This is a genomic window from Rhodococcus sp. AG1013 (genome assembly GCF_003350365.1).
Taxonomy (GTDB): domain Bacteria; phylum Actinomycetota; class Actinomycetes; order Mycobacteriales; family Mycobacteriaceae; genus Prescottella.
In genome coordinates this window covers 1-17,589 of record NZ_QQAT01000015.1, presented here as the reverse complement: position 1 = coordinate 17,589, position 17,589 = coordinate 1, and the positions used below count along the sequence as shown (strand labels likewise).

Genomic DNA, 17,589 nt, shown 5'->3' with positions numbered 1-17,589 from the left:
CGATGCTTGCAGGCATTTCCCTGGGCAGCGATTCGAAGCGCTACTTCCGTGGCACGATGCCGCGAATCGCCATCATCACGATCATCCTCATGCCGCTGCTGTACGGCGCGATGTACCTCTGGGCCTTCTGGAATCCGTTCGGAGCGGTGGACAAGATCCCGGCCGCGATCGTCAACATCGACACCGGCAAGACCGCCGACGGACAGGAACTCGACGCCGGCGATCAGGTCGTGAAGTCCCTGATCGCCTCCGGCCAACTCGACCTCGCGGAAGTGTCCCAGGAGGACGCGGCGAAGGGCCTCTCGGACGGTAAGTACTACTACACGATCACCCTGCCGGAGAACTTCAGCGCGGCGGTCTCGTCACCGAACGGCGACCACCCCGAGAAGGCGAATCTCATCTTCACCTTCAACGACGCGAACAATTATCTCGCGACGATCATCGGTCAGGACGCGTCGGAACAGGTGATCAACCAGGTCAATTCGACGATCGGAGCGCAGGGCGTGGGGCAGGTCCTCACCGGTCTGCAGAGCGCCGGGTCCGGACTGGGGAAGGCGGCGGGCGGGGCCGAACAACTCGCCACGGGTATCGACCAGGCGAACAGTGGCGCGGACCAACTCGCGTCGGGCGCCCATACCCTCGCCGACAACATGGTCACAGCGCGCAGCGGCTCGGACGCCCTGGCCGCCGGTGCCTCCCAGCTGGCAACCGCTATCGACGGCGTCGCCGACCCCCTACTCAACGCGCTCGAGGGGGGCGCGTTGCCGGACGTCGGCGGTCAAGTCGCACAGCTCCGCCAGTCGCTGGCCGATCTCGCGAGCCGAGCCCCGAGCGAACAACCACGGGCACCGACCGCCCAGGCGGTCGAACAGGTGATCAGCGTTCTGAACCGCAGTTCCGATCCGATCGTGCAGCAGGCCGTCGCCGCACTCACACCGCTCACCCGCGCCGTGGCCGCACCCGCGGCGGACATCCGCGGGGAGCTCGAGGCGCTCCATTCCGACGCGCAGGCGCTCGAGTACCAGCTGACCGATCCGAACAGCCCCCTGCAGAGCGGCCTGGCAATGCTGCAGAACGGCGGACTCGCGTCCGACGTGCAGCAACTACGCAACGGTGCCGACCAACTCAGCTCCGGGGCCTCGACGCTCAGTCAGGGCATGGGGCAGCTTACGGACGGCAGCTTCCAGCTCGCCAGCGGCGCCGACCAACTCGCCGCCGGAACCGAGCAGCTGCAGTCCGGGTCGAAGGAACTTGCCTCGGCACTGCAGCAGGGCGCCGGCCAGGTGCCGAGCTGGAGCGACGAGCAGCGCACGGCGACGGCCGAGACACTGTCCACTCCGGTCGCGCTCCAGCAGGAGTACACGAACGTGGCTCCGACCTTCGGAACCGGCTTCGCACCGTTCTTCCTGTCGCTGGCGCTCTTCGTCGGCGGCATCATCACCTGGATGCTGTTGACCCCGTTGCAGTCCCGCCCCACCGTCGGTGGCGTCGGGCTGTACCGGACCGTGCTCGCCTCGTACTGGCCGGCGCTCCTGGTCGGCATCCTGCAGGTGGTCGTGATGTACACGGTCGTGCACTTCGGCGTCGGGCTCGACGTCAAACACGTCGCCGGCACGATCCTGTTCCTGATGCTGATCTCGGCGACGTACCTCGCGATGATCCAGGCGTTCAACGCGCTGTTCGGAGTCGCTGTCGGCCGCGTGGTCACCCTGGCTTTCCTCATGCTCCAGCTCGTGTCGGCGGGTGGCATCTACCCTGTCCCGACGACCGCGACGCCCTTCCAGGTCATTCATCCGTTCGACCCGATGACCTACACGGTGAACGGTCTTCGCCAGCTCACCGTCGGTGAGCACGTCGACTCGCGACTGTGGATCGCCATCGCGGTGCTCACCGGCATCCTGCTCGTGAGCCTCACCATCAGCGCCCTCTCGGTCCGCCGCAACCGGCGGTACACGATGGAACGCCTGTACCCACCCATCGAGGTCTGATCCTCGACCGACACCGGAAGTTCCTGACACACAACGCGCGACCAGTTCCACCCACAGATCGTTCGAAGTATCGGAGGAGAGAAGATGTCGAACAACTTTGCCGCTCCCACTGAGACACTCGCACCCGCTTACACGGGACGACTCGGAACCGATCCGATTCCCGCCTTGCGAATGCCCAAGGCCGAGACCGAGCCCGAGGCGGCCTACCGGTTCATCCACGACGAGTTGATGTTGGACGGTAGCTCGCGACTGAATCTCGCGACCTTCGTGACCACATGGATGGATCCGCAGGCCGACCGCCTGATGGCGGAGACGTTCGACAAGAACATGATCGACAAGGACGAGTACCCGGCGACCGCCGAGATCGAAACCCGCTGCGTCAATATGGTCGCCGCCCTGTTCAACGCTGAGGGACTCTCGGACTCCGATCCGTCCTCGGCAACCGGAGTCTCGACCGTCGGCTCGTCCGAGGCAGTGATGCTCGCGGGCCTGGCGCTCAAGTGGAGGTGGCGGGAGGCGCGCCGGGCGGCCGGCAAGGACACGGACCGCCCGAACCTCGTCCTCGGGAGCAACGTCCAGGTGGTGTGGGAGAAGTTCTGCCGCTACTTCGACGTCGAGCCGAAGTACCTCCCGATGGAGAAGGGACGCTACGTCATCACGCCGGAGCAGGTGCGCGAGGCGGTCGACGAGAACACCATCGGTGTGGTGGCCATCCTCGGGACGACGTTCACCGGCGAGCTCGAGCCGGTCGCCGAGATCGCCGCAACACTCGACGAGCTGGCGGCCGCGGGCGGGCCGGACGTACCCATGCACGTCGACGCCGCGAGCGGCGGATTCGTGGTTCCGTTCCTGCATCCCGAACTGGAGTGGGACTTCCGGATTCCGCGCGTCGTCTCCATCAACGTCAGCGGCCACAAGTACGGAATGACCTACCCGGGAATCGGATTCGTCGTGTGGCGGTCGAAGGAGCACCTGCCGGAGGACCTCGTGTTCCGGGTCAACTACCTCGGCGGCGACATGCCCACGTTCACGCTGAACTTCTCGAGGCCCGGTAACCAGGTCGTCGGACAGTACTACAACTTCGTCCGACTCGGGGTGGCCGGCTACACGCAGATCATGGAGTCGCTGCGCGACACCGCGCTGATGCTGTCCAGCGAGATCTCGAAGATCGACAACATGGAGATCATCACCGACGGAAGCGCCATTCCGGTCCTCTCCTTCGAAGTCGTGGGCGATCCCGGATTCACCGTCTTCGACATCTCGCACGAACTGAGGGCCCGCGGGTTCCAGGTTCCCGCCTACACGATGCCGGCGAACGCCGAGGACATCGCAGTACTTCGCATCGTGCTACGGGAAGGCTTCAGCCGAGACCTGGCCTGGAAGCTCGTCATCGCGATCAAGGACGTCATCGGACGTCTTAGTGCCGGTGCGGGACACGCCGCCCAGGCCTTCTCGCACTGAGATACCCAGCGGGGCGGGGCGGGGCGGGGCGAGGTCGCCCCGCCCCGCCCCTGTCTGTGAGAGGACGTCCGATGACCCGACTGACCGACGCCGTTCGGAGCGCGCTGCGATATCTGACGATCACCGACCCGGGCTTCCTCCGCCTGCGCAACGCCGCGACCACCGTCGCGGCATTGGGCCTCGTGATGCTGACCCTCACCGGGTTCGGACATCCCGTGAGCCACGCGGTCCCGGCGGTACTCCTCGGCTCGTACGTCGCAATTCAATCCGCATCGGGAGTCAGCGATCACACACAGCGCGAACGCGTCGTCACGACCGTGTTCCTGTCGGTTCCGGCGTTGGCAGCGGTCACTCTGGGCGCCGTTCTCCTCCGGTACGGCCGGGTCGCCGGCATCGCGTTCGTCGGCGTGCTGTTCCTCGCGGTGTGGTTGCGCCGATGGGGACCCCGCGGACACGCCTCGGGAATGATCATGTACATCGCATACTTCTACGCCCTGGTTCTGCACGCGGGTATCTCCGAACTCCCCTCTCTCTATCTCGGTATCTGCACGGGAGTGGCCGTGACCATCGTCGTGCGAGTATTCCTCCTTCCCGAACGCCCTCGACGCGAGATCCGCAGCCTGGTGCGAGCACTGCGGGCGCAAACCCGTGCGGGGCTCGACGTCGTCTACCGCGCAGAAACGCCCGATCCGACTGCGCTGCAGCGAATCCTCGATCGGATCGGAGACACGGCGATGATGATCGAGGACTGGCTCGACCGCAACGACGCCGACGAGTGCGTCGGCATCTCGAATTCGGAACTCGCGAAGTTGGTCTTCGAGGCCCAGGTGTCGACCGAGGAGGCACTCGAAGTCCTGGATCAGGCCCCCACCGAAGTCCGTCATCTCGCCGCAACCGAACGGGCCACAGCGGAATTCGAGGCCGCACTGCGACCGGGCTCGTCGCGGTTCGAGGCGACCACCATCGAACGGAGCGCGAGCACAGCCGCGAAGACCTTCGACTCGTCCACCGAGGAAGGGCTGGCGGCGCTGCTCGTGGACCGGGCCGCAAGGGCACACGCGGCGCTCTCGTGCGTCGGGCGCGAGCAACCGTCGCCAGGAAGGGCAACCAGGGAACACGCGGTGGCCGGCACCTCGCGTGCCACCGGCAATGACGGCGGAGTATCCGCGAGCACACGCACGGCGATTCAGGTGGCCGTCGCGGCGAGTATCGCGACCGTGCTCGGCGAACTCGTCAGTCCGGAACGCTGGTACTGGGCTGTGCTGACGGCATTCCTGGTCTACAACGGCGCAAGCACCCGCGGCGAAGTCCTCCTGCGTGCCGGCGACCGGGTCATCGGAACGATCGGCGGGGTCGTCATCGGAATGCTCCTCGTGGCAGCGGTCGGTAACCACCCGGCAGCCCTGATCGCGCTCGTGCTGACGACCGTGTTCTTCGCCTTCTACCTGGTGTCCGTCAACTACGTGGCGATGACGTTCTTCATGACGGTGATGCTGGCCGGCCTCTACGGTCTGCTCGGCGAGTTCAGTCTCGATGTCCTGGTGGTACGGATCGAGGAGACCACCGTCGGCGCGATCGTCGGAATCGCAGCCGCCTACCTGGTACTCGCGATCGACTCACGAGACGTGCTGACGCGGGCGATCGACTCCTACCTCACCCGGTTGTCGGATCTGATCGGCGACTGCATGTCTGCCACGGCCGCACCGGACCTGATCGCGAAGGCCCGCGCCCTGGATTCGGATCTGGCGGCTGTCACCGCTGCGGCGACACCGCTGGTGCGGGATCCGATGGCACGGGGACGCACGACGGTGGTATGGCTGGATTGCCGACTGCGCGAGATCGACAGGGCCGCTCACGCACTGGTGAAATCAGCTGTCATGACGACGCAACCCGCCTCCGAAGTCGCCACCGACACGCGAACGCGAGAGGTGCTCGCAACCACGGTATGTCGTGTCCACGACAACATCGATCTGCTCCGGCGACGGAACGCCGGCGCGCGAGTCACCGTGCCCGAGACACCCCCGGAATCGCTCGCCGATGTGCTGCAGTCGCCGCCCGGGGACGGGGCGGCGGCACTCTCGGTACTACCCCCGCTCCTCTGCATCGATCGAACGGTCGTCGATCTGCTCGCCTGAGTCCGCCGGGGCGAGTCGCCGTCAGAGCAACCGCCGGCGCGCCGCGACCTCCAGCGCCTCTGCACGGCTCGACGCGTCGAGCTTGCGGTACACGTTTCGGGTGTGCGTACGAACGGTGTTGAGCGACAGGTGCAACTGCTGGGCGATCGCACGTAGCGGCTTGCCGGTCCGCAACTCGGCGAGAATGACCTTCTCGGATCGGGTCAGCCCGGGATTGCGCCCCTCGTTCGATTCCACGAGTTTCGCCTGCACGTGGTCGAGGAAGGCGCGCGTGTGGTCGGCGCCCGGGGGGAGCCCGGCGAGCAGTTCTGCGGCATCGCCGGCGCTGTCGACGAAGGGGCTGACGATCCCGTTGGGTTCGGCGAGTTCGAGTGCCCGACGCACCGCCAGTGCGGCCTCGGCAGACCGGTTCTCGCGATGTGCCACGACGGCACTCAACATCGAGGCGCGCACGCCGAGCGGGGGATGCAGGAACTCCGACGCCTCGAGGACCGAGTCCAGCAGGTCGCGTGCGGATGCCGAGTCCCCCTGCGCGACGGAGATCATCGCCCGAGCCACCCGGACGTCGGGGTTCTCACCGAACACCCGATGCGCCGTGTCGACGACCTCGCCGGCAAAGGCCGGCCGTCCCGCATCCAGCAGAACCGCGACAGCCGGGGTAACGAAGGTGTTGCTCAGCCCTGCCTGCGCGCCCCGGGTGAGCATGCCGATCAGGGACCGACCGACCGCGTCTGCGTCGTCGACGGTCGGGATCGGACTGCGCCGAGCCTCGAGAATCGCGAACGCGACCTCCGCGTGACCGCCCGAGACTGGCGCGGTGGTCCCGTCGGGACGCTGATGCAGGCCAGGGCCGAACACCAGCGCGTACACAGGACTGTCGTCGGGCAACCCTTCACACCGGAGATACCTGTCCATGCAGACCGCAGCCACACACTGGAAGGCGTCGATGCGGTCGAGCTGAGCATGATCGACCGCGTATTGCAGAGCGTGCTCCGCGCGTGTCGTCATCGTCACGAGATCGCCACGAATACCCGCAACAATGGAGAGCCTTGCCAGGCAGCGCAGCACGAGCCGGGGATGGGCGCCGATGTCGGCGAACGCGAGTGCCTGCCGGAGTAGCCGTTCACTGCCGATGAGATCGCGCGTGAACATACAGACGGCGGCACGTTGAATGGTCACGTAGCAGTCGAGATCGGCGATGCCCGTTGCAATCTGCAAATCGGAAAGGACATCCCCATCGGTCGGCATGGGCTGCCCTGAGAGCACTGCGATCTCGACGCCCAGTGCCGCCGCGAACGCCTTGGCGATCTCGGGGCGAAGCGCCACCACATCCGCGGCGAACGCGGTGCTGTGATGCGCCCGGGCAGCGTCGGCGTAGTTCCGCTCGAGCGCCTCGAGCGACCGGACGAGACGGACACCCCGCTTGTCGCTGTGTCGCTCGCCGAGCAGCTCGAGGATTGCAGCACCCTGCCCGTCGAAAACCGCCGTGACTCCGTGGCTGTACACGAAGTCCACGATCGCCAGATCGTCTCCGGCAGCGAGGAGATGTTCGACCGCGGCAATCGGCTGCCGCGATCCCGCGAACCAACTCCCTGCCGCCGCGTGCAGTCGGGCCAGGCGGTCCGGATCGGTGACGCGCAGCTTCGACCGGACATGCGCGCGCAGGAGCGGGTGCCACGCGTAGGTCAGGCCGTCGGCGGAGGTGAAGCGCTGGATGGGCACGCAGAATCGTTCTCGCTCGGCGAGCGCCAGATCCACGTTCGCGTCGTCCAGACAGGCCGCGAGCTCGGGGCTGAACCGGTCGACGATGCTGGTCGACTCCACGAACCGCAGGAGGTGGTCTGGCAACGCCGAGACCGTTTCCCCCACCACGTAGTCGGAGAGCGGCTGCGGGTATCGGAGAACGTCGCCAACCCCGCTCGGGACATCACCCACGGCACTGATCCGGATCGCCGCGACACGCAGCGGGACCGCCCAACCTGCGGTCAGGTCGAGAACCGCATCGAGTTCCTGCGTCGAGAGTTCGCACCGGTTCTCGGCGAAGATTGCCGCCGCTGCATCGCGATCGAGCGCAAGATCCTCCCAACCGATCACGGTCAGAGAACCATCCGCGATGTATTTCACCCACGGCAACTCGGGCGGGTTCCGTGCTGCCAGGATCACCGTCATGTTCGGCGGCGCCGCGTCCAGTAGGCACGCCAACTTCCGGAGAGACTCCGGGGCCTTGAGTACGTGGGCATCGTCGAGAACCAGGACAGCGGATCGGCCCGACTCTCGCACCGAACGCAGGCAGTCGAGAACCGAAACGTCCTGCAAGTTGGTATCGGGCAGGACGAGCGAGACGAGGCAACGCAGTGCCGCACCCAGTCCGGCTTCCAACACCTCCGGATCGTCATCCGCGGCGTCGAGCGTCACCCACGCGACGGCGGGCCTCTCATTGCCACCGGGGCCGGCGAGCCAGTCGCCCAGTAAGGCCGTCTTTCCGGTACCGGCGGGCGCACAGAGCAGAACCCTTCCCGGCACCGCTCCGGCAACCACTCCGTCGAGCAAGACGTACAGGTCGCGATGGGGCTGAACCGTCACCGATAATCGCCGCGGGAGCGGGTCCGGTCCTTCCTCGGTCGTTCCCTCGGTCGAGCGCGAGGCCACGTCATCGGACGCCGTGCGATTCGAAACTTGCTGCGCCACAGCACTCCTCCGCTCGACCCGACTGCACACCCCGACAGATGAGTCTTACCAGACATTTCGGTCATCCAAGCAACGATCAAGATCAACTGTGAGCGAGGCCGCACCCGGAGGAAAAGACCGACAGCCGTCGCCTCCTGCCCGAACCTTGCCGGGACCATACCGCGCAAACCCGGGCGTCAGCGGATAGACAACCGTGCCGCCGAGGCCGTGTCGTCACAGCCCCGACGGCACCCTGTGCAGCGGCGAACTACATGTCGAGACCGAGATCGAGGACCGTCACCGAGTGCGTGAGAGCACCGACGGCGAGGAAGTCGACGCCGGTCGCGGCGTACTCGGCTGCGACATCGAGGGTGAGCCCACCCGACGACTCGAGCTTGGTCTGCGGCGCGAGGGTGTCGCGGCGCTGTACCGCGATCTGCGTCTGCCAGAGCGGGAAGTTGTCCAGCAGAACGAGGTCGACCCCCTCGGCGAGGACCTCGTCGAGTTGGGCGAGGTTGTCGACCTCGACCTCGCACTCGATGTCGGGCGCCGCCGCACGAACGGCATGCAACGCAGCGATGACCGAACCCGCGGCGGCAACATGGTTGTCCTTGATGAGCGCGGCATCGCCGAGACCCATCCGGTGGTTGACGCCGCCGCCGACCCGCACCGCGTACTTCTGCAGTCCCCGCAGCCCGGGCAGGGTCTTACGACTGTCGCGAATCTTGCACTCGGTACCGGCCACCGCGTCGACCCATTCGGACGTGGCGGTGGCAATGCCGGACAGGTGACACACCAGGTTGAGCATGGTCCGCTCGGCGGTGAGCAGCCCCCGGGTGGGAGCGCTGACCGTGAGCACCGCGTCACCGGGCTGGATGCGGGTGCCGTCGGCGACCCGCCCCTGAACCTCGTAGTTTCCGGCGCCGATCACCTCGTCGAGCACCGTCAAACCCACGTCGACGCCCGCCACCGTGCCGGCCGCCCTGGCCACCACGGACGCAGTTGCGACAGCCCCTTCGGGAACGGTCGCCGCGGAGGTGACATCCGGGCCGTACCGCAGATCCTCGTCGAGTGCGGTGCGCACCAACGTCAAGGTTTCCTGCGGATCGAGTCGCTCCAGCGTGGTCATCGTGCTCCTGTCGATTGCAGTTCGGATAGTTCCAGTTCGCCGTCGCGCCCGATACGGACCGGGATGCTGCGGCGGTAGTCGTCGGATGTCTCGGGGTAGTCGGTCCGAGTGTGGCAACCCCGGGTCTCACGTCGCGCGGACGCGGCCAGCACGAGCGCCGACGCCGCGACCGTGAGCGCGGTGTCTTCGAGGGCAACGCCGTTGCCGGCCACCGCGACTCCACTTCCTGCCAATTCGGCTGCCGCGGAAGACAGTCCGTCGCCGTCACGCACCACCGACGCGTGCGCCGTCATGAGCGCCTGCACCCGTTCGCGCGGGGCATGCCGCCGGAACGGCAGCAGCAGGTCGTCCGCCTCCACGGACAGGTCGGCACGCTCGGCCGCCGCCAGGCCCACCCGCTCGCCGACGACCAGCCCTTCGAGCAGGCTGTTCGACGCGAGCCGGTTGGCACCGTGCAGTCCCGTACGAGCCACCTCACCGGCCGCGTACAACCCCGGCACCTCGGTGCGTCCGTGGACGTCGGTGACGACACCACCGCACGAGTAGTGCGCGGCCGGGGCCACCGGGATCAACTGCTCGGTCGGATCGATTCCCGCGGCCAGACACGACGCGGTCACTGTCGGGAACCGGCTCACGAACCCGGTCAGGTGCCGTGCGTCGAGGTAGACATGATCGGTGCCGGACTCACGGAGCCGTCGAGCTATGGCACGTGAGACGACGTCGCGCGGCGCCAGGTCGCCCTGTGGGTGCACGCCGTCGGTGACCGAACGCCCATCGGCGTCCACCAGTCGCGCGCCCTCACCACGGACCGCCTCGCTGATGAGCGGGCGCCGGCCGACGCCGCCCGGCGCGAACAGGACGGTGGGGTGGAACTGTACGAACTCGAGATCGGCCACGGAGGCGCCCACCTCGAGCGCCAACGCGATACCGTCACCGGTGGAGCCGGACGGATTGGTGCTGCACGAGTACAACTGCCCCAGCCCGCCGGTCGCGAGGGCCACGGCCGGTGCATGGATGACGCCCAGTCCCCTGTCCGACAGCACGATCAGGCCGGTGACGCCCCGGCGGTCGGTGGTGACGCGCGCCGCGGCTGCCCCGAAGAGCACCGGTATTCCGGCCGCGTTCAGCGCCCGCTGGACTTCGGCACCGGTCGCGTCGCCGCCCGCGTGGACGATGCGACGGGTGCTGTGCCCGCCCTCGCGGGTACGCGACACGGCGCCGTCCGAGCCCATGTCGAACACCGCGCCCAACGCCGTGAGCGCGGTGAACGCCTCCCGTCCCGCGGACACGATCGATCGGACCGCGACCTCGTCGCACAGCCCCACACCGGCAACGCAGGTGTCGCCGGCGTGCGAGTCCACCGAGTCGGTGCGGGGATCGCCCACGATGGCGATCCCACCCTGCGCGTACTGCGTGGCGGTGTCGGTCGGGCCGCCCTTGCTCAGCACGAGAACCCGGAGTCCCTGTTCGGCCGCCACCCGCGCGGCCGTCAGCCCGGCGACGCCACCACCGACGACGACCAGATCTGCGCGCGCCTCCCACACGACGCCGTCACCCCCGGATCCGGCGACCACTACTCCCCGCCGCCGGGGTTCCCGATCTCGATCATGCGCTGCACGGACTTTCGTGCGCGCTCGGCGACGTCGGGAGCGACGTGGACCTCGTCCTTGCCCTCGACGAGGCAGCGCAGCAGTGCGGCCGGGGTGATCATCTTCATGTACGGGCACGACGCGCGATCGTTGACAGCCTGGAAGTCGACGCCGGGCGCCGCCTTGCGCAGCTGGTGCAGCATGCCGACCTCGGTCGCCACGAGGACCTGCTTGGCACCGGTCTCGCGGGCAGCGTCGAGCATGCCGCCGGTCGAGAGGATCTTGACCTTGTCCTCGGGCACGAAGCCCTCACCCGCGAGGTAGAGCGCCGATGTGGCGCAGCCGCACTCCGGGTGGACGAACAGCTCGGCGTCCGGGTGGCTCTTCGACTTAGCGGTGAGCTCGTCACCGTTGATGCCGGCGTGCACGTGGCACTCGCCCGCCCAGATCAGCATGTTCTCGCGGCCCGTCACTCGCTTGACGTGCGCGCCGAGGAACTGGTCGGGAAGGAACAGCACCTCCCGGTCGGGGTCGATCGAGGCGACGACGTCGACGGCATTGGACGACGTGCAGCAGATGTCGGTCAGGCCCTTCACCTCGGCGGTGGTGTTGACGTACGACACCACCAACGCATCGGGGTGCTCGGCCTTCCACTCGCGGAGCTGATCCGCGGTGATCGAGTCGGCGAGCGAGCAGCCGGCCCGCTCGTCCGGGATCAGCACCGTCTTCTCGGGGCTGAGGATCTTGGCGGTCTCGGCCATGAAGTGGACGCCGCAGAAGACGATCGTGTCCTCGGGCGCCTCGGCCGCGATCCGCGACAGTGCCAGCGAGTCGCCGACGTGATCGGCGACGTCCTGGATCTCGGGCAGCTGGTAGTTGTGCGCCAGCAGGGTCGCGCCGCGCTCCTTGGCGAGGCGGCGCACCTCGGCGGCCCACTCGGGTCCGGCCTCGACGCCGGTGTACCCACCGGGGCCGTCCACGATCCGTCCCGTGCCATCGGCCCGCAACGGCGGAATCGTCGAAGTCATGGCCACTCCTTCTTCGCGAAGCTCGTTCGTAGCTCCGTCACTACAACCCGGGCGGGCTGGCCCGAATTTCCGAAATCGAGGTTTTCGACTTAGGATCGAAAACATGTCACATGGTAGCACCGTCCACGAAGTGCTCACCGCGGTGTTCCAGGTTCGACCGGCCCCGGAAACCATCGCCGCAGGTGACGGCCATCACGGAACGAATTGCTGCCGCACGGACGAACTGATGGTTCTGCTGTGGCAGCGCGCTCTCGATCCACAGAAGGGCACCTGGTCGTTGCCGGGCGGCACCCTGAGGGACGACGAGGACCTCAAGACGTCGGCCCGGCGTCAGCTCGCCGAGAAGGTCGATGTCCGCGAGGTAGCCCATCTGGAACAGCTGTCAGTGTTCAGCGACCCCCACCGGGTTCCCGGGAATCGCCGGATCGCCTCGACCTACCTGGGCCTGGTCCCCCTCCCCGCCGATCCGCAGCTGCCACCCGACACCGCGTGGCACCCGGTGTCCGCGCTCCCGGCAATGTCGTTCGACCACGGAACGGTCGTCGAGCACGCCCGGATGCGACTGGCCGCGAAGCTGTCGTACACCAACATCGCGTTCGCCCTCGCTCCGGACGAGTTCTCGATGTCCACGTTGCGTGAAATCTATTGTGCAGCACTCGGTTACCAGGTCGACACGACGAACCTCCAGCGGGTCCTGACCCGACGCGGCGTCATCACCGCGACCGGCAACACCGCGCCGTCCGGACGCACCGGCGGCAGGCCGGCCGCCCTCTACCGCTTCACCGACACCCGACTGCGGGTGACCGACGAGTTCGCGGCCCTGCGGCCGCCGGTCTGAGCCCGACCGGTGAGTGACCGGCCGGCGACGATCACCGGCCCGGGCCTCACGACACTTCCAGGTATTCGACGCCAACGTCGTCGCCGCCGGCCTCAGTCGACGTCTCGAATCTCGAGGTCTCCGAGGTCCGAATGCCGGTCCCGCAGCAGCGCCCGCATCAGGTCCTGCTCGACTTGATCTCGCCCATCGTCATTGAGTCTGGACATGCTCGTCGAGGAAACGTTGCGTCATCTCGGCAATCGCCGCCGCGTGGGCATGGAACAGGTAGTGATGGCCGCCCATAACCGTGACCTGCTGGATCGCCGGGTTGCTGATCGAGGCGCGGTGCGCGGACTCCCATTCCGGCTCCACCTCGAGCGAGGACGCGGCGAGGATCGACAGCGCCGGTAGCGTCGACGGGAACACGGCACCCTCGGCCGTTTGCACGTTCTCCGCCCCACGGGCCATCTCATCCAGCACGGTCGGGTTCAACACCCACGAGTACGCACGCAGGTACAGGTCCTGCTGGTCCGGGGTGTACTCGTCCGCGTCGCCGAGACTCTCCCGGTAGTCGGCCACCAGCCCCAGGTAGTCGGTGCTCCTGTCCAGGGCGATCAGGTCTCGGGTGCCGCCGACAGCGTTGACGCCGGCCATCCAACGCGGCCACTCCGGGGCGCCCTGGGCAGCGTCAGAGGTGTAGCGCTCGTCGTCCAGGCCCACCACTGCGGCGACCTCGTCCGGGTGGTCGGTGGCCCACCACATCGCGTACAGACCCGAAACCGAATGGGGCATCAGAACATAGGGTCCGTCCAGCCCCAATTCCCGGAGAGCGGCCCGGGTCTCGTCGACGATCGCCTCGCTGGTGCGTGGGGCGTCGGTTCCGTCGCTCAACCCCAGCCCGAAGGGCTCGACCGTGACAACCGTGTTCTGCTCCGCCAAGCGCCGGGCCAGCGGGGCGAAGCCGAGGATCGGTTCCGGCGTGGCCAGGCCGGGCATCAGGACGACGGTCCGCGGTCCCGAACCCTGAACCGCGACGCTCATCCGATGCCCGTCCACCTCGACATACCGGTGGCCGGAGCCGACCGCCTCCTCGATGGCCGCCTTGTCGCGCGGGGTCTGCCACCAATGAACAGATGTCGAAATCGCAATAGCAACAACAACTACCGATACCAAACCGACGAATATCCATAGCACCACTCGAAATAGCCTGCGCCGTGGCTTCGGAAGCGCCGAATCCACTGCGCCACTCGGCTGATCGCCATGAGTTTGCATTCCCGAATCCACGTCGACGCTAGACGGATCCGGCCTCCCCAGTGTCCCCATGCGACCAACCTAACCGACGCAGCCAACGCAACCGAGCGGTTTACTACAATGCGTAGTAAAATGGCCCTTGGAGTTGCAACAGGCCTGGGCGGCGTCGCCTGAGTCGCCAGTCGAGCCACAGTAGCCGGTGGGTCTTATCCGCCGTGCCTGTGCCGAGTTCGGCGTGGTCGGTGGTGGTGTACTCGATCGGAAACCATGCATCGGCCTCGATCTGGGCAATGGCGGCCCGATCCTTGGGGTCGAGCCGAACAGTGACCGAGACGTCCGCGCCGCCCTTGATCGCCGCCCCAACTGTCACGTGCCCGTAGAACGCCGAATCGGCGCGCGCAGCAGTATGTGGCTGGGCGAGCCCGGGGGTCCCAGACGGCGAACCGAAACGAGAGCCTCGGCCACGATGCGGGTGAGCTCCACGCGGCGAGCCGCAGGCGCCCTTGCGTAGACGCTGCGGGGCGATCACCGGTGCGGCATGTTCGGTGGTGATCGTCGCGAACAGTGCGTTCAAGCCGCGAACACCGGAGTACCCGTAGCCGGAGCCCTCCTTCTTCCTGTGTCCGTGGACGTCGATGGCAACGTCGGAGCATCGCCGGCGATGTCGAGAGGATGCTCGACGATCACCGGTCACCCACCGCTCCGGCTCGCCGATCCGCGGCGAACACCCCGCACGCTCGGGCAACCGGAAACTCGAACGGGCACTGTTCCTGTCGGCGGTCGCGACCCTGCACGACCCGACCAGCCGCGCCTACTACGACCGCAAACGCGCCGAAGGCAAGCGCCACAACGCCGTCCTGATCTGCCTGGCCCGCCGCCGCTGCGACGTCCGGCACGCCACTCGGCGGTGTGTGGCTCCGTCGGAGAGAGATACACCCGCATGGCGGCGACGAGACGCTGGGAGTCATCGCGCAACCCGAACGCGGTCACGTCGGGCTGCGTCAGCTCGCTCACCAACTCGTCGAGCGACTGCATCAACGGGGGAAAATTCACATCGTCGTGGGCCTGCGCCTCAGTCACGTACGTAGCCCGCTGCAACGTCAGCAGCTCGCCCGCGTCCCCACCCGACAGCGTCACAACGGATTCCATGCGTATCGACTATTCCAGGTTCTAACGGACCGTGGTGTCCGCCCGAGCAGTTGACACCGACATAGGGACACCCACCCGCACCCGAACCGGATGCAGGGGCCGTTCCGTGCCGCGCAAACGGCTCGACGAGACTGACGAGCGGGACCGGCCCGCTAGCTTCGGGCCGGTCCCACCCGCATCAGATCGGATCGAACAACAGGGCCCCCGCATCGTGCTCGGCAGGGCGGACCGCGATCCCCTCCCGCTCCACACCCGTGAGCCCCGCATCAGACGGAGCCACCAGCGAATCAGCCAGGTCCGGACGCCCCGGCTGCCTATCGTGGCTCTCCATGAGCCAGAAACGAGGCCGCATCGCTGCGGCGGTGCTCGCTACGGTGGCAGCAGCGCCACTCAGCAGCTGCGCCACCAACGTCGACGTGCCCGACACCTTCAGTGCCACTGTCACGTTCACAGGAAACGCAAACCACGCCTCAACCGACACCGGCAAATGCACCTTCGAGAACGGCCACGTCACCCCGCACGACCTCGCGATCATCACCAGCGGCACCGCCACCACCACAACAACAGCAGCACTACAACTCGACACCATCACCCAACACCCAGACGGAACAACCATCTGCACCTACACAGCACACTTCAACGCCATCCCCGCAAACCAGCCCCGATACGAACTCACCCTCAACACGTTCACACAACAAACCTTCACCGCCGACAACCTCAAAAAAGGTGCCACCTACCAACTCACCGGCGGCACATAACTGCCCGCCAGCCCCGAGCGGAGCAGGCCATCCCCGCAGGTCGCGCACGAAAAAGGGCCCCCACACCCGAAGGCGGATTCCAGCGGTCGTCGCAACACCACGGGACTGCTGCAAGATCGGGTGACAGGTTCGGTCACGCAGCCTGAGTGGCTGGTGTGGTCATGATGGTCTCGTATTCGACGGGTGAATCGCCCCGGTGAGTCCGGAGACTTCATCTCTTGTGAAGGATGGAGTCATGTCAGGTTCGAGGAAGTACCCGGCCGAGCTGCGTGAGCGGGCGGTGCGAATGGTCGCCGAGGTGCGCGGCGAGTATTCGTCGGAGTGGGCGGCGATCGAGTCGGTTGCCGACAAGTTGGGCATCGGGTCGGCGCAGACCCTGTTGAACTGGGTTCGTCGCGATCAGGTCGACGCGGGGAAGCGTCCCGGGGTGACCAGCGAGATGGCCGAGGAACTCCGGAAGCTCCGAGCTGAGAATCGAGAACTCAAGCGCGCCAACGATATTCTGAAGTCTGCATCGACTTTCTTCGCGGCGGAGCTCGACCGCCGCAATCGGTGATCGTTGACTACATCGACGAACATAAGCAGGAGTACGGCATCGAGCCGATCTGCCGCGTGCTGACCGCACATGGCTGCAAGATCGCGCCGTCCACCTACTACGACTTCTGTGCCCGCCGGCGGCTGCCGTGCAGGCGTCAGATCCGTGACGAGGAGCTCAAAGTCGAGATCGCCCGTGTTCACCGGGAGAACTACTCGGTTTACGGCGCCCGGAAGGTGTGGCTGCAATGCCACCGGGAGGGCATCGAGGTGGCTCGCTGCACGGTCGAACGCCTGATGGGCGGCCTCGGTCTCGAGGGAGCCCGCCGCGGCAAGACCAAACGCACCACGATCGCCGATCCCCAGGCGGGGCGGCCGGACGATCTGGTGCAACGCCAGTTCTGCCCGGAGGCGCCAAATGTGTTGTGGGTAGCGGACTTCACGTACGTGTCGACATGGTCCGGCTGGGTGTATGTGGCGTTCGTGATCGATGCGTACGCCCGCCGAATCGTCGGGTGGCGCACCGCGACCACCATGACCTCGCAGCTGGTGCTCGACGCGATCGAACACGCGATCTGGACCCGGCATCGCGAGGGCATCGACGATCTGTCCGGGCTGATTCATCACCACGATCGCGGGTCGCAATACACGTCCATCGCCTTCACCGAGCGACTCGTCGACGCCAGCATCGATGCCTCGATCGGCGCCACCGGCAACAGCTACGACAACGCGCTCGCCGAATCGATCAACGGCCTCTACAAGACCGAACTGATCAAGGCCCAGGGGCCGTGGCGGACCGTTGACCAGGTCGAGGTCGCCACTCTCGAATGGGTCGACTGGTTCAATCACCGGCGGTTGTACGAACACTGCGGCGACCTGCCGCCGGCCGAGTATGAAGCCCTCTACTACCGTGATCACCGAACTCAGCCCGTCGCTGAGTTCTCAAACTCGTAAGTCTCCAGACATGCCGGGGCGATTCAGGGATTCAGGGGGTCAATTTGCCGAGCCTGGCTTGGCGTCGGCGGCGGTGGTAGGTCCGTTCGATCCAGGTGACGATCGCGATCCGAAGGTCGTTACGGGTCG

Annotated in this window: 11 protein-coding genes, 2 pseudogenes and 1 other annotated feature; of the genes and pseudogenes, 7 read left to right on the top strand and 6 right to left on the bottom strand. The window is 66.8% G+C overall.

Annotation, left to right across the window (positions count from 1 at the left end; all coding sequences use genetic code 11):
* The first annotated feature begins 2 nt into the window (after nt 1-2).
* The 3 genes from DEU38_RS17965 to DEU38_RS17955 all read left to right on the top strand — a co-directional run bounded on the left by DEU38_RS17965 (nt 3) and on the right by DEU38_RS17955 (nt 5,584).
* The gene (locus tag DEU38_RS17965) at nt 3-1,988 is read left to right on the top strand and encodes a YhgE/Pip domain-containing protein (protein WP_114722772.1); all 1,986 of its coding nucleotides are present in this window, start codon (nt 3-5) and stop codon (nt 1,986-1,988) included.
* A gap of 84 nt (nt 1,989-2,072) precedes the next feature.
* Nucleotides 2,073-3,449 carry a glutamate decarboxylase gene (locus DEU38_RS17960; protein WP_114722771.1) on the top strand — a complete coding sequence of 459 codons (1,377 nt, stop codon included), beginning with the start codon at nt 2,073-2,075 and terminating at the stop codon, nt 3,447-3,449.
* 71 nt (nt 3,450-3,520) lie between these two features.
* Complete coding sequence (locus DEU38_RS17955) at nt 3,521-5,584, top strand: FUSC family protein (RefSeq protein ID WP_114722770.1); 2,064 nt, start codon at nt 3,521-3,523, stop codon at nt 5,582-5,584.
* 21 nt (nt 5,585-5,605) lie between these two features.
* Here DEU38_RS17955 and DEU38_RS17950 read toward each other — a convergent pair whose 3' ends face one another.
* The 4 genes from DEU38_RS17950 to nadA form a co-directional block, all read right to left on the bottom strand.
* Complete coding sequence (locus DEU38_RS17950; RefSeq protein ID WP_258557985.1) at nt 5,606-8,167, bottom strand: LuxR C-terminal-related transcriptional regulator; 2,562 nt, start codon at nt 8,165-8,167, stop codon at nt 5,606-5,608.
* A gap of 352 nt (nt 8,168-8,519) precedes the next feature.
* The gene (gene nadC / locus DEU38_RS17945; protein ID WP_114722768.1) at nt 8,520-9,380 is read right to left on the bottom strand and encodes a carboxylating nicotinate-nucleotide diphosphorylase; all 861 of its coding nucleotides are present in this window, start codon (nt 9,378-9,380) and stop codon (nt 8,520-8,522) included.
* Nucleotides 9,377-10,954, bottom strand: coding sequence for an L-aspartate oxidase (locus tag DEU38_RS17940; RefSeq protein WP_114722767.1), 1,578 nt, complete (start codon nt 10,952-10,954; stop codon nt 9,377-9,379). The genes nadC and DEU38_RS17940 overlap by 4 nt, the downstream gene beginning before the upstream one ends.
* Nucleotides 10,954-11,997, bottom strand: coding sequence for a quinolinate synthase NadA (gene nadA / locus DEU38_RS17935; protein WP_114722766.1), 1,044 nt, complete (start codon nt 11,995-11,997; stop codon nt 10,954-10,956). Before nadA ends, DEU38_RS17940 begins: the two co-directional genes overlap by 1 nt.
* 103 nt (nt 11,998-12,100) lie before the next feature.
* Here nadA and DEU38_RS17930 point away from each other — a divergent pair, with 103 nt between their 5' ends.
* Nucleotides 12,101-12,835 carry an NUDIX domain-containing protein gene (locus tag DEU38_RS17930; protein WP_114722765.1) on the top strand — a complete coding sequence of 245 codons (735 nt, stop codon included), beginning with the start codon at nt 12,101-12,103 and terminating at the stop codon, nt 12,833-12,835.
* 189 nt (nt 12,836-13,024) lie between these two features.
* Here DEU38_RS17930 and DEU38_RS17925 read toward each other — a convergent pair whose 3' ends face one another.
* Together DEU38_RS17925 and DEU38_RS28110 are read right to left on the bottom strand one after the other, a co-directional pair.
* Nucleotides 13,025-13,855, bottom strand: coding sequence for an alpha/beta fold hydrolase (locus DEU38_RS17925; protein WP_258557984.1), 831 nt, complete (start codon nt 13,853-13,855; stop codon nt 13,025-13,027).
* Nucleotides 13,856-14,312: 457 nt separating this feature from the next.
* Nucleotides 14,313-14,711: pseudogene (locus tag DEU38_RS28110) on the bottom strand (IS1380 family transposase); the annotation flags it as partial.
* Between the two features lie 37 nt (nt 14,712-14,748).
* Between DEU38_RS28110 and DEU38_RS17915 the strand changes: the two are divergent.
* The 3 genes and pseudogenes from DEU38_RS17915 to DEU38_RS17895 form a co-directional block, all read left to right on the top strand.
* A pseudogene (locus tag DEU38_RS17915) lies at nt 14,749-14,973 on the top strand (transposase); the annotation flags it as partial.
* A gap of 570 nt (nt 14,974-15,543) precedes the next feature.
* The gene (locus DEU38_RS17905) at nt 15,544-15,972 is read left to right on the top strand and encodes a hypothetical protein (RefSeq protein ID WP_114722763.1); all 429 of its coding nucleotides are present in this window, start codon (nt 15,544-15,546) and stop codon (nt 15,970-15,972) included.
* 235 nt (nt 15,973-16,207) lie between these two features.
* Nucleotides 16,208-17,460 (top strand): IS3 family transposase gene (locus DEU38_RS17895; protein WP_258557983.1). Its coding sequence is split into 2 segments (ribosomal slippage): nt 16,208-16,490 and nt 16,490-17,460, totalling 1,254 coding nucleotides; the frame shifts between segments, so codons are not numbered across the junction.
* Nucleotides 16,489-16,617: a sequence feature (AL1L pseudoknot), on the top strand. Its footprint overlaps the gene before it by 129 nt.
* Nucleotides 17,461-17,589 lie beyond the last annotated feature (129 nt).